The organism is Streptomyces sp. A18 (assembly GCF_059026065.1).
Map to the genome: position 1 here is coordinate 416,881 of NZ_JBWLKL010000002.1, position 12,100 is coordinate 428,980.

The window sequence follows — 12,100 nt, forward strand, 5'->3', positions numbered from 1 at the left end:
ACCCGCGTCTGCAATTATTGTGGACGCAAGCTAAGCGCACCTGCAACCGTCTTGGAAGGTAGAACCATGCCTCTCGCGCTATTGGCCCTCGCGATCGGGGCCTTCGGAATCGGGACCACAGAGTTCGTGATCATGGGACTGCTCCCTGAGGTCGCGGGTGACTTCGGCGTCTCCATCCCCACGGCCGGTCTCCTCGTGACCGGCTACGCACTCGGCGTCGTACTCGGCGCTCCCTTGATGACCGTCCTCGGCACCCGCATCTCGCGCAAGCGGATGCTGATGCTGCTCATGGGCCTGTTCATCGCTGGCAATCTGCTGTCCGCCGTGGCCCCGGTCTTCGGCGTCATGCTGGCGGGCCGTGTCGTCGCCTCGCTCGCCCACGGAGCCTTCTTCGGCATCGGGTCGGTCGTCGCGGCCGAACTCGTCGCACCGGAGAAGAAGGCCGGAGCCATCGCCATGATGTTCACCGGCCTGACCGTGGCCAACGTGGTCGGTGTCCCGCTCGGCACGCTCGTCGGGCAGACCCTCGGCTGGCGCACCACCTTCGCCGTCGTCGCGGGGCTCGGTGTCATCGGCCTTGCCGGTATCGCCAAGCTCGTGCCGGACCTGCCCAAGCCCGAGGGCGTACGGCTGCGCCACGAGCTGGCCGCCTTCCGCAACGTGCAGGTGCTGCTGGCCATGGCGATGACGATCCTCGGCTTCGGCGGTGTCTTCGCGGCCGTCACCTACCTCGCGCCGATGATGACGGACGTCGCCGGCTACGCGGACTCCTCCGTGACCTGGCTTCTCGTCCTCTTCGGCCTCGGCATGGTCGCGGGCAACCTGATCGGCGGAAAGTTCGCGGACCGCGCCCTGATGCCACTGCTCTACATCTCGCTCGGCTCGCTGGCCGTGGTGCTCGCCCTCTTCACCTTCACCGCGCACAACAAGATCGCGGCAGCCGTGACCATCACGCTCATCGGCGCCCTGGGCTTCGCCACCGTGCCGCCGCTGCAGAAGCGGGTGCTCGACCAGGCCTCCGGCGCCCCCACGCTCGCCTCGGCCATGAACATCGGCGCCTTCAACCTCGGCAACGCGCTCTCGGCCTGGCTCGGCGGCCTCGTGATCTCCGCGGGCCTCGGCTACACCGCCCCGAACTGGGTGGGTGCGGTACTCGCGGGCTCCGCGCTCGTCCTGGCCGTCGTCTCGGCCACGTTGGAGCGCCGCTCGGCCGCTCCCAACCGGGTCGTCGCGGGCGTGGCCCCCGTCGAGCAGGCGACGCCCGTCCACCACTGACTCCCTCCCCTCAGCTCCTCTCAAGAGCCCCTCTCAAGCACCACCGCACAAGGAGAATCCCCATGAGCACCACCACCCCCGCCGTCGCCCCGCTGACCACGCAGGACGCCGAGGCACTCGTCACCGCGGCCCGCCGCGCCGCTGATGCGGCCGGTGTCACCGTCAGCGTCACCGTCCTCGACGCGGGAGGCCACCTGCTCGCCTTCCGGCGCGACGACCGGGCCGTGCTGATCTCCGGCGAGACCAGCACCCGCAAGGCGTACACGGCGCTCCAGCTCAGCGCCCCGACCGCCGACCTCGTCGAACTGGTCAAGCCCGACGGCCCCTTCCACACCCTGCCCACAGCCCTCGACCGGCCGCTGCTCTTCATCGCGGGCGGCGTCCCGGTCCACCGTGACGGCCGCCTGATCGGCGCCATCGGCGTCGGCGGCGGAGCGCCGGAGCAGGACCACGGGTTCGCCACGGCGGCTGTGGAAGCGCTCGCGTAGGACGACACCGCCCGACGACACCACCGGAGTACGACACCGGAGTACGACGCCGGGAGTACGACACCGTGCGAGGACATGACGAAGGCCCGCCCCCGAGCACCGGAACCATCCGGAGTTCGGGGGCGGGCCTCTGTGCGCGGTCAGCCTGCCGCGACCGTCAGTGGCGCGAAACGGCGGGTCCAGTCGCCGGGCAGCTCGGGGATGCCGTACGTCATCACGGCATTGAAGGCGATTGGCGCGAGGCCGCGCTCCTTCACCCAGGCGAGCAGCTCTTCATGGCGTACGTCGATGTCGGTGCGCAGCGGCCGGTCCGAGCCCGCTGCGAGCGAGGCGATCAAGGCCTTCGCCGTCTCCGTGTCGGGGGCGATCAGGGGGCCGATGACGTGGGTCTCCATGTTCGGCCAGGCGCCCGCGTAGCCGGTGATCGTGCCGTCTGTTTCCGCGACCCGCAGTTGGTCGACGAAGGCGGGAAGCCGGGTGAGCACGTGGGTGCGGTCGAGGCCGAAGACCTCCGTGTCGAGCCGGACGATCGCGGGCAGGTCCTCCGCGGTCGCCGGCCGGGTGGCCACATCCGGCAGCGGGCCGCCGGGCGTGAACCGGCCGCGGACCAGCTCGGCACGGCCGGTGGTCTTGAATCCGAGCTGTTCGTAGAGGGGGCGGCCGTTTGGCGTCGCGTGCAGGGTGAGGGGGGTGGTGCCCGCACCCTCGACGACGTGACGCATCAGGCGGCGGCCGAGTCCCTTGCGGGCGTGCCGTTCGGCGACGAGGACCATGCCGATCGCTCCGAGACCGGGGCGCTCCTGTGGTCCGTACTCGGTCACCACGCAGGCGGCGATGAGGCCGCCATCATCGGGATCGTCGATGCCGTATCCCGTGCCGGCGGAGAGCAGCAGTCCCCATTTGTGGTCTTCGCGTGGCCAGCCGCGATCCTGCGACAGGTCGGCGCAGGCGGTGAGATCACGGAGGGTCAGCCGGCGAATGGGCAGTGCGGAGAGGGTAGGTGTCGACACTCGGCTCAGGCTGTCTGACGCACGTCCTTGGCGTCCACCGGTTTGTGGGGAGAAGCACGTCGCTTCTGGTCACGTTGCTTTTGGTCACGTTGCTTCCGGCCACGGCGGGTCAGCCCCCAGGGCTTGAGTACCGAGACGACCGTCATGAAGAGATAGGCGCTCAGAGAGACGATGGGGCCGGCGATCAAGCCGGTCGGGTCCGTCACCGGGTCGCCCGCGGACACGGTGGCGACCGTGTCGTTGATGCCCGGACGCAGCGCGAAGGCGGATGCGGCCGTGGTGGCCAGGGTCAGCCAGAACTTCGTGTAGACCCAGCGGTGCCTGGCGAGACCCCAAGGAGTTCCGAGAGACAGCAGCAGACCGCTCAGCAGCGTGAGCAGTGCGAGCGGCAGCACCAGCCAGTCCGCGAAGAGCTTCATGGAGCGGGCTGCGGCCTCGATGACCGCGGCGGAATCCGTGGTGATGGCCGCGAGGGCAAGCGCGAGCAGGCCGAGCGTGAGCCCGAGCCAGCCGGCGGCGGCGGTGACATGGACGACGAGGGTGGCCCGGCGAGCGGGGCGGCTTAGTTTCACGTGAAACACGGTGCCGGGAGCGGCGGCGCAGGGCGTCTGACAGCGGGAGTAACCGTAGGTACTAGCCTCGGCGTACATGGCACGCCTTCACCTGTTCGACCTGGACGGAACGCTGCTGCACGGCACGGCGGCCCCCGTGGAGATCTCGCGCCAGCTCGGCCTCGACATGGAGGTCGCCGAGCTGGAACGGGACTTTGTGGCGCGGCGGATCGACTCGCCCCAGTACGCGGCCCGTGTGTACGCCCTATGGGCCGAGCTCACCGACGCGCAGGTGACGGCGGCTTTTGAGGGGGCGCCGTGGCTGACGGGGATCCGGGAAACCTGGGCCGAGATCCGGGAGGGCGGCGACTACTGCGCGGTGATCTCGCTGTCGCCGTCCTTCTTCGTGGAGCGGCTGCTCGGCTGGGGCGCGCATGCCGCGTACGGGTCGCGCTTCCCCTCTGTGCCGTTCACCGAGCCGGTGAATCCGACGGGCATTCTCAATGCGGCGGCCAAGGTGAAGATCGCGGACCGGCTCTGTGAAGAGTTCGGGGTGGGTCGGTCCGATTGCGTCGCTTATGGCGACTCGCTTTCGGACGTGGAGCTCTTCGGAGCGGTCCCTGTTTCGGTGGCTGTCAATGCGGATCAGCGGCTGGTGGGGCTCGCCACCCACTCTTATGTCGGTCGGGATCTGCGGAAGGCGTATGAATTGGTGCGTGGCGCCTGGTAATTGAGGCAATTGACGGTCGTGGGCCGCTGAATTCCCGGTGAAGGATGGCGGGACTTGTGCCTCGGACGGCTGCCGGTATGGTCGAGTCCGGTTCGGGCCGGGTGCATCTCAGCGCACCCCTGGGGGGCACGGGCGGAGGTCAACGCAGCCTAACGGGGCGAAGAGATCGAAGACCTGAACTTTCCGTTATGAGACCGGTGTGACGGCAAGGGGTGGGACGCTGCGGTGAGATGACTGCGGGCAATGTCACATTTGCTACCTACTTGTCCGTAGGGTCCGGTAATCCGGGTTCAATGTGGCCAGATCGGTTACCGAGGCGGAGCGGGGAAAGTAAGCGGCTTCCTTCAGGGAAGTGCACGTACCGACTGAGAGATGTTCGAGGCGAGGCACAGCATGGACGCTCCGACCACCACGTCGGCTGGCAGCGGCACTTCTGGCGACAGCGGCGGTGGAGGCGGGTGGTTCACCCCACGCAAGGCACCGAAGCCGTCCGAGGGCGGCGAGCAGACACGGTCCGAGGGCAGTGAGCCCGAGGCGGCCGAAGGCCGTCGGGTGTCCGCCATACGTCCCGTGGGCAGGCCCAGTGAGCCCACGTCCGCTCCGGCGGCCGCCTCGTCGGCGCCGGAACCCGAGCGTGTCGCCGAGGAACGAATACCCGCCGCCCAGGCAGCAGCGGAACGTCCCGAACATCTTGAGCCGCGCTCCGCGCGCGTACCGGAACCACGGAAGCCCGCAGCCCCCCAAGGCTCGCCCGACGCGATCCGCGTCCAGCGCACGATGGCTGAAGTGGGCCCCGTCGCCGACAAGGTGACCTCGTACTTCTACGCGCTGCTCTTCACCCGGCACCCCGATCTGCGCCCGCTGTTCCCCGCGGCGATGGACACCCAGCGCGACCGGCTGCTCAAGGCGCTGCTGACCGCGGCCGAGCACATCGACAACACCCAGGTACTCACCGCGTATCTGAAGAACCTCGGCCGCGGACACCGCAAATACGGCACCCGGCCCGAGCACTACCCGGCCGTCGGTGAGTGCCTGATCGGCTCGCTCAGCCGGTACGCGAGCGCGGTCTGGGACGAGGAGACCGAGGCCGCCTGGGTCCGGACGTACACGACGATCTCCCAGATCATGATCGACGCTGCTGCCGCGGATGAGCTGCGCGCCCCCGCCTGGTGGTTCGCCGAGGTCGTCTCGCACGATCTCAGGACGCCTGACATCGCTGTCGTCACCGTCCGCCCCGACCAGCCCTATCCCTTCCTGGCAGGCCAGTACACGAGCCTGGAGACGCCCTGGTGGCCGCGGATCTGGCGGCACTACTCGTTCGCGTCGGCACCGCGCTCCGACGGACTGCTCTCGTTCCATGTGAAGGCCGTCCCCGCGGGCTGGGTCTCCAACGCCCTGGTGCACCACGCACGGCCAGGTGACGTCCTGCGACTCGGCGCGCCCGCCGGTTCGATGACCGTCGACCACACCACCGACAGCGGCTTGCTCTGTCTGGGCGGCGGCACCGGCATCGCGCCCATCAAGGCGCTCGTCGAGGACGTCGCCGAGCACGGTGAACGGCGTCCGGTGGAGGTCTTCTACGGCGCCCGCACCGACCACGACCTGTACGACATCGACACGATGCTGCGTCTCCAGCAGACCCACCCGTGGCTCTCGGTCCGGCCGGTCGTCGACGACCACGCCCAATTCCCGGACGCCGTGCGTGAGTACGGCCCCTGGAACGAGTACGACGCCTACCTCTCGGGCCCGCCCGGCATGATCCGCAGCGGCGTGGACGCACTGCGGGACGTCGGCATCCCGGCAGGCCGGATCCGCCACGATTCCGTGGAGGAACTGGTCGCTGCGGGCGATTAGCCGAGGTCAGGGGCGTGCATCGCGCGTACGCCCTCGATGTTGCCGTCCAGGTAGTGGCGCAGAGACAGCGGTACGAGATGGACCGAGGCGATCCCGACCCGGGTGAAGGGCACATGGACGATCTCGTACTCGCCGCACGGCTCCTCCATCTCGGGGCCGTGCCGGAGCGAGGCGTCCATGGACTCGAGGCGGCAGACGAAGAAGTGCTGCACTTTGACGCCGGTCGCACCACCGTCCTCGCCGATGTGCTCGACGGTGTCCACGAAGCAGGGCACCACGTCGGAGATCTTGGCGCCCAGCTCCTCGTGCACCTCACGATGGAGCGCGTCGACGACGGTCGCGTCCTCCGGCTCCACGCCGCCACCGGGGGTGAGCCAGTAGGGATCGACGCCGGGCTTGGTGCGCTTGATCAGGATCAGGTCGTCGCCATCGAGCAGGACGGCGCGTGCGGTGCGCTTGACCACGGGGCGAACGGTCATGGGAGAAATGTGGCCCGGACTGTTCCACGTGAAACATCGTGAACCAGCCGGAGTCTCGCTCAAGCCCAGTCGACGGCAGCGCGCAGCAGCCACTCGTGCGCCCGCGCGATGTGCGGCATCGCGAGTGTGCCGGTGCGTACGACGATGAAATACGTGCGCAACGGGGGCACCGCCGGGTCCAGCAGGGCCACGACCTCGCCACTCTTCAGAGCGGGAGCACAGAGATAGCGGGGCAGCACGGCGAGCCCCGCCCCGGCGGTGACGCAGGCGAGGACCGCCCGTAGGTCCGGCACAATCACGGAGCCCGATGCGGCCGGACGGGTGTCGAAGACGGCCGCCCAGTAGCGGGCGACCAGCGGCAGCGACTCGTGGACCTCCACCATCGGCAGATCCTCGAGGGCCGATGCGCCCTTGCGACGCAGCTTGCCGGGGCCGATACCTGCGGCCAGGCGTGGGCCCGCGACCAGGACGTGCTCCTCGTCGCAGAGCGGCGTCGCGGTGAGCAGCGCGCCGCGCGGCCGGGCCGTGGTGATGGCCAGGTCGTGGTGCCCGGCGGAAAGCCCTTCGAGGACCTCCTCCGCGTTGCCGAACGAGGCACGCAGTGCGAAGCCCTGTCCGTCCTGACCGGTCAGCGCGGTGAGGACGGGCAACGCACGAGCAGCGGTGAACTCCGGAGGCCCCGCGAGGTGGAGGGTGCGTACCGACGAGTCCTCTTCGAGCCCCGTCTCGGCGATCTCCACCAGGGCGTCGAGATGCGGCGCGGCTTTGTGGGCGAGCTCGTCCCCGATGGTCGTGGGGGTTACGCCGCGCGCCTGGCGCAGGAACAGGGGGCGGCCCAACTGCCGCTCAAGGGTGCGTATCTGCGACGTCACGGCGGGCTGCGAGAGGCCGAGCAGGGCGGCCGCGCGCGTGAAGGAGCCGGCCCGGTGCACGGTCACAAACGTGCGCAGCAGGGCCAGATCCACGGTGCCGCCCTCCCCTCCCGGCCCTCGGGCCGCGCCCAACTATAAATATGTCGATAGGTCTCTGTCGCTACTGTGATTGGACACTGACACAGAGTCAACTAGCCTTGTGCGCGCGGTTCTTCGCGCGCAGAACCGGAACGGTCCGAGCCACGAGGGGGGAGGCTCGGACCGTTCGTTCTGCGTAGCCCGGTACTAGCCGGGAGCGGTCCACACGCACTCAGGGCCGTCAGCCCGCCGACTCGTCCAGCGCGCGCAGCACATCCGCGACCAGGTCATCCGGGTCCTCGGACCCGGCGGAGAGGCGGATGAACCCCTCGGCGACGGCGTCCCCGCCCCAGCGGCCCCGCCGCTCCGCCGTGGAACGCACACCGCCGAAACTCGTCGCGTCATCCACCAGACGCAGTGCGTCGAGGAAGCGGTCGGCCCGCGCGCGGTCGGGCAGCGTGAAGGAGACCACGCAGCCGAAGCGCCGCATCTGCTGCGAGGCGATCTTGTGCGACGGGTCGTCCGGCAGCCCCGGATAGCGAAGCCCGGTCACGTCATCCCGCTCGCGCAGCGCCTCGGCAAGGGCCAGGGCGTTGGCGTTCTGGCGCTCGGCGCGCAACTGGAGCGTGGCCAGCGAGCGATGCGCCAGCCAGGCCTCCATCGGGCCGGGAATGGCGCCGACGATCTTGCGCCAGCGCCGCACGGCAGCGGTCAACTCGGCGTCGCGGCAGGCGACGTACCCAAGGAGGATGTCGCCGTGGCCGGTGAGCATCTTGGTGCCGCTGGCCACGGAGAAGTCGGCGCCGAGTTCCAGGGGGCGCTGGCCGAGCGGTGTGGCCAGGGTGTTGTCGACCGCCACCAGGGCCCCACGCGCGTGTGCCGCGTCGGCGAGGCGCCGCACGTCGCACACGTCGAGGCCCGGGTTCGACGGCGTCTCGATCCAGAGCAGCTTGGCGCCGTCCAGGACGTCGAGCTGGGCGTCGCCGCCGGTCGGGGCGGTGCGCACCTCGATGTCGTACGCGGTGAGCTGCTCCCTGACCAGGGGCAGCGCCTGATAGCCGTCGTCCGGCAGGACCACCACGTCGCCGGCGCGCAGCTGCGAGAAGAGCACAGCCGAGATGGCGGCCATCCCGGAGGCGAAGACCAGGGTCTCCACGTCGGTGCCAGCGGCTCCGTCACTGCCCCTGCGCGAGGCCCCGCCCGGCGCCCCGCCCGGCGCCTCGAGCTCGCCGATGGCCTGCTCGAGAAGCGTCCAGGTCGGGTTGTCGTCCCGGCCATAGGTGTACGGACCGGTGGGATCGCCCGGCAGGTGGAAGTGCGCGGCGAACACGGGGCCCGGGAGGGTCGGCTCGTGCTTCACGGGCTCGGGGAGACCGGCCCGCACCGCTCTCGTGCCGTCACCCAGCCCGGTGCCTGTTCCCGCGCCGGTACCTGTGCCGGTACCCGCGGATATCGCTGCGGAGTCCGTCATGCCGCCCGCCCTTCCCTTGCTTCGCGTACAGCGTCGAGCAGGCCGTCGCTCGCCGCCTCCACCATTCTCAGGCACGTGTCGAACCCGTCGTCGTCCCCGTAGTACGGATCGGGGACGTCCAGGTCGCCCAGAGCGGCGGCCGCGGGGTCGTACGAGCGCAGCAGCCGCACTTTGTCGGCGTCGGCCGCTGTGGGCGCGAGGCGGCGCAGGGTCCGCTGGTGGCCGGTGTCCAGGGCGATCACCAGGTCGAGCCGGGAGAACCAGGAGGTCTGGAAGCGGCGCGCCACGTGATCGCTCTCGTAGCCGGCCGTCGCGAGGGCGGAGACGGTGCGTGGATCGGCGCCGTCCCCTTCGTGCCAGCCGTCGGTGCCCGCGCTGTCCACCTGGACCAGGTCACCGAGCCCCGCCTCGTCGACCCGGGCGCGGAAGACGGATGCGGCCATGGGGGACCGGCAGATGTTGCCGGTGCAGACGAAGCACACGGAGAAGGCTGTGGGGAGGGCCGTGGGGAGGGCCATGGGGAGGGCTCAGTCCTTGTCGTCGGGCAGGACGACGTTCAGCGCCCAGGACACGATCGAGATGATCAGGCCGCCCAGGACGGCGGTCCAGAACCCTTCGACGTGGAAACTCACGTCGAACTTGTCGGCCAGCCACGAGGTGAGCAGCAGCATCAGAGCGTTGATCACCAGCGTGATCAGGCCGAGGGTCAGGATGAACAGCGGGAAGGTGAGCACCTTCACGATCGGCTTGACCAGGAAGTTCACCAGGCCGAAGAGCAGTGCGACGACGAGCAGCGTGAGCGTCTTCTTGCCCGTGCTGTCGCCGGTAAGCGTGATCTTGTCGAGGAGCCACACGGCGACGGCCAGGGCCGCCGCGTTGGCGATCGTCTTGACTACGAAATTCTTCATGTGTCTGATCGTTGCAGACGGACGGCCAGAGCGGTCGGCCGGCGACCTTGGGCAAGGGGCGTACGAGGACGATGAAGGCATTCCGGCTGGATGAACTGGAGACGGAGCGTGCCGCGAACGACGGCGCGTATCTGCAGTTTCTGCGTGAGCGGAACATGTCGGTCGGGCTGTACGCGCTCGACGCGGGAGAGACCGATCCGCAGCAGCCTCACCAGCAGGACGAGGTGTACATGATCGTCAGCGGCCGGGCCGCGATCACGGTCGGCATGGAGACCACCCAAGTCGCGCGCGGCAGTGTCGTGTACGTGCCGGCCGGGGTCGCCCACAAGTTCCACCACATCAGCGAGGACCTGCGCGTGCTCGTCGTCTTCTCCCCTCCGGAAGGCTGACTTCTCGGGGCTGCGACCTCGGGGTTCCCTAGGGGGCGGATCAGGGGAGGACAAGGGATCGGAGGCCCCCGTCGGGTCCTCCGCCGCCCTAGCATCGAATGCAAGAAGTAAGTCAGATGCTGGGACAGATGCAGAGAGAGGTTAGGGACGATGGCAGCGCAGGAGATCTTCTCGGGATTGCCGTGGTGGGTGAAGTGGATCGCGGTGCCGGTCATCGCCCTGGTCGTGTTCGGCGGTTTGATAGCGAGCGTCGTGGGATTCGTGGTCGGCCTGTTGTTCAAGGCACTGATTTTCGTGGCCCTGGTGGGTGGACTCATCTACGTCGTACGGAAGTTCATATCCGGCTCGACGTCTTCGCGCAGCGATTGGTGACGTGCCGCAACAGTTCGCTCGGGTGGGGGAAGTTTCCTGGCGCGACGCCTTAGGGCGGTGGCCAACGGTTAGAGTCCGAAAACCGACGCGGGGCGCGCCCCGCGCGCGGGCGCACTGCGCTCCCACCCGTGTATCCCCGGGCACGGGCGGAACCCCCACGCGTTTCGGGAGTGAACTGTGGCCACGGTTGACGCCGCACCAGCTGACACCTCGTCCAACGGCACCTTGTCCAACGGCGCCTCGCCCAACGACGCCTTGTCCAACGGCGCTTCGTCCAACGACCCCCCGTACGGGGCGTCGCCGACCGTCACGGCGTCAACTGCCGCCGCGCCGACCCTCATTGGCTCGGTGCAGCGGGCGATGCGGCTGCTGGAAGCCGCTTGCGCGCATCAGGAGGGCGCGCCCGCCAAGCAGTTGGCCCGCGAGGCCGGGCTCGCCCTGCCCACGGCCTACCACCTGCTGCGCACGCTGACCCACGAGGGCTATCTCCGCCGGGACAAGGGCGTGTTCGTGCTCGGCGAGGCGGTGGAGCGGCTGAGCGCGGGCCAGGCGCAGCAGAATCGTCGCGGCATGATCGACGAGGCCCTGGCGCACTGGCGCGACTCCATCGGCGTGCCGGTGTATTTCGCCATGTACCGCGAGGGCGAGATCGAGGTCGTGGCCGTCGCGGACACGCCCGGGAACCCGGCGGTGGAGGAGTGGGCCGACTTCCGCGAGACGGGACACGCCCATGCGATCGGGCAGTGTCTGCTCGCCCAACTCGACGACGAGCAGCGCCAGGACCACCTGTCCCGCTACCCGGTGCAGTCGATCACTCGGTACTCGGTCCGCGACGACCGGAGTCTCATGCGGCGCCTGGACGGAATGGGCCGGATGAAGCCCGTGGTGGAGCGGCAGGAGTACGCGTTGGGGACGGTGTGTGCCGCGATTCCGGTCACTGTCGGTAACACCGCGGCGACCATGGCGATTTCTGTTCCCGCCTATCAAGCGGATCGGCTACTGCCCGCCGCCGAGCGGTTGCAGAATGAGATCGGGAGGCTACTAGGGACACTTGCCTTCTCTATCAGCATCTGAAAACTCACTCCTTGTGATCTGATGTGTACGTTAAGCAAGATGCCATGAGTGTCAGGGAGTTGGTTCCTGGCCAGTCGAGCTTTAGCGACGGGGTAGGCGGGCGATGCGCGAGTCGGTCCAGGCAGAGGTCATGATGAGCTTCCTCGTTTCCGAGGAGTTGTCGTTTCGCATCCCGGTGGAGCTGCGCTATGAAACCGGCGATCCGTACGCCGTCCGGCTGACCTTCCACCTCCCCGGCGACGCGCCTGTCACCTGGGCCTTCGGGCGTGAGTTGCTCGTCGACGGGGTGGGTGGGGCGTGTGGTGACGGTGATGTGCACATCGCGCCCACCGATCCCGACCTGCTCGACGAGGTGCTCATCAGACTTCAGGTCGGCGGGGACCAGGCGCTGTTCCGGGTGGGGATCCCGCCGCTGCTCGCCTTCCTGGACCGTACGGACAAGCTGGTCCCGCTGGGGCAGGAGCGGGCGCTCGCCGACTTCGAGGCGCACCTGGACGAAGCCCTGGACCGGATCCTCGCCGAGGAGCAGAGCGCGGGTTGACCTCCGGG

General features: G+C 69.1%; 15 protein-coding genes. 8 read left to right on the forward strand and 7 right to left on the reverse strand.

The genetic code is table 11. The features are described from left to right. Positions 1-66 precede the first annotated feature (66 nt). Together AC5P1C_RS04690 and AC5P1C_RS04695 are read left to right on the forward strand one after the other, a co-directional pair. Positions 67-1,275, forward strand: a complete 1,209-nt coding sequence (locus AC5P1C_RS04690) for an MFS transporter (protein ID WP_493864359.1) — start codon at positions 67-69, stop codon at positions 1,273-1,275. Positions 1,276-1,337: 62 nt separating this feature from the next. Further along, positions 1,338-1,763 carry a GlcG/HbpS family heme-binding protein gene (locus tag AC5P1C_RS04695; protein ID WP_493864360.1) on the forward strand — a complete coding sequence of 142 codons (426 nt, stop codon included), beginning with the start codon at positions 1,338-1,340 and terminating at the stop codon, positions 1,761-1,763. Positions 1,764-1,903: 140 nt separating this feature from the next. On the opposite strand, the gene AC5P1C_RS04700 is transcribed toward AC5P1C_RS04695, so the two are convergent. Both AC5P1C_RS04700 and AC5P1C_RS04705 read right to left on the reverse strand, forming a co-directional pair. Then, complete coding sequence (locus tag AC5P1C_RS04700; RefSeq protein ID WP_493864361.1) at positions 1,904-2,773, reverse strand: GNAT family N-acetyltransferase; 870 nt, start codon at positions 2,771-2,773, stop codon at positions 1,904-1,906. A 5-nt stretch (positions 2,774-2,778) separates the two neighbouring features. Further along, a complete protein-coding gene (locus tag AC5P1C_RS04705) occupies positions 2,779-3,345 on the reverse strand; it encodes a DUF2269 domain-containing protein (RefSeq protein WP_493864362.1) in 567 nt (188 codons plus the stop codon). Positions 3,346-3,421: 76 nt separating this feature from the next. Here AC5P1C_RS04705 and AC5P1C_RS04710 point away from each other — a divergent pair, with 76 nt between their 5' ends. Together AC5P1C_RS04710 and AC5P1C_RS04715 are read left to right on the forward strand one after the other, a co-directional pair. Beyond that, positions 3,422-4,054: an HAD family hydrolase gene (locus AC5P1C_RS04710; protein WP_493864363.1), complete on the forward strand. Its 633-nt coding sequence runs from the start codon at positions 3,422-3,424 to the stop codon at positions 4,052-4,054. A gap of 372 nt (positions 4,055-4,426) precedes the next feature. Continuing rightward, positions 4,427-5,908: a globin domain-containing protein gene (locus tag AC5P1C_RS04715; protein WP_493864364.1), complete on the forward strand. Its 1,482-nt coding sequence runs from the start codon at positions 4,427-4,429 to the stop codon at positions 5,906-5,908. Here AC5P1C_RS04715 and AC5P1C_RS04720 read toward each other — a convergent pair. The 5 genes from AC5P1C_RS04720 to AC5P1C_RS04740 all read right to left on the reverse strand — a co-directional run bounded on the left by AC5P1C_RS04720 (position 5,905) and on the right by AC5P1C_RS04740 (position 9,716). Continuing rightward, positions 5,905-6,387: an NUDIX domain-containing protein gene (locus tag AC5P1C_RS04720; RefSeq protein WP_451219620.1), complete on the reverse strand. Its 483-nt coding sequence runs from the start codon at positions 6,385-6,387 to the stop codon at positions 5,905-5,907. The genes AC5P1C_RS04715 and AC5P1C_RS04720 overlap by 4 nt on opposite strands. Positions 6,388-6,446: 59 nt before the next feature. Beyond that, positions 6,447-7,352 carry a LysR family transcriptional regulator gene (locus AC5P1C_RS04725; RefSeq protein ID WP_493864365.1) on the reverse strand — a complete coding sequence of 302 codons (906 nt, stop codon included), beginning with the start codon at positions 7,350-7,352 and terminating at the stop codon, positions 6,447-6,449. Between the two features lie 226 nt (positions 7,353-7,578). Beyond that, positions 7,579-8,808, reverse strand: coding sequence for a cystathionine gamma-lyase (locus tag AC5P1C_RS04730; protein ID WP_493864366.1), 1,230 nt, complete (start codon positions 8,806-8,808; stop codon positions 7,579-7,581). Further along, entirely contained in the window at positions 8,805-9,326 is a 522-nt protein-coding gene (locus AC5P1C_RS04735; protein ID WP_493864367.1) for a low molecular weight protein-tyrosine-phosphatase, read from the reverse strand. Before AC5P1C_RS04735 ends, AC5P1C_RS04730 begins: the two co-directional genes overlap by 4 nt. A 9-nt stretch (positions 9,327-9,335) precedes the next feature. Next, complete coding sequence (locus AC5P1C_RS04740; RefSeq protein ID WP_493864368.1) at positions 9,336-9,716, reverse strand: phage holin family protein; 381 nt, start codon at positions 9,714-9,716, stop codon at positions 9,336-9,338. Positions 9,717-9,787: 71 nt separating this feature from the next. On the opposite strand from AC5P1C_RS04740, the gene AC5P1C_RS04745 reads away from it, so the two are divergent. The 4 genes from AC5P1C_RS04745 (at position 9,788) to AC5P1C_RS04760 (ending at position 12,092) form a co-directional block, all read left to right on the forward strand. Continuing rightward, positions 9,788-10,105, forward strand: coding sequence for a cupin domain-containing protein (locus AC5P1C_RS04745; protein ID WP_493864369.1), 318 nt, complete (start codon positions 9,788-9,790; stop codon positions 10,103-10,105). 150 nt (positions 10,106-10,255) lie between these two features. After that, complete coding sequence (locus tag AC5P1C_RS04750) at positions 10,256-10,477, forward strand: DUF5326 family protein (protein ID WP_249588932.1); 222 nt, start codon at positions 10,256-10,258, stop codon at positions 10,475-10,477. 360 nt (positions 10,478-10,837) lie between these two features. Continuing rightward, positions 10,838-11,551, forward strand: a complete 714-nt coding sequence (locus AC5P1C_RS04755; protein WP_493864525.1) for an IclR family transcriptional regulator — start codon at positions 10,838-10,840, stop codon at positions 11,549-11,551. 103 nt (positions 11,552-11,654) lie between these two features. Next, positions 11,655-12,092 carry an SsgA family sporulation/cell division regulator gene (locus AC5P1C_RS04760; RefSeq protein WP_493864370.1) on the forward strand — a complete coding sequence of 146 codons (438 nt, stop codon included), beginning with the start codon at positions 11,655-11,657 and terminating at the stop codon, positions 12,090-12,092. Positions 12,093-12,100: the final 8 nt, after the last annotated feature.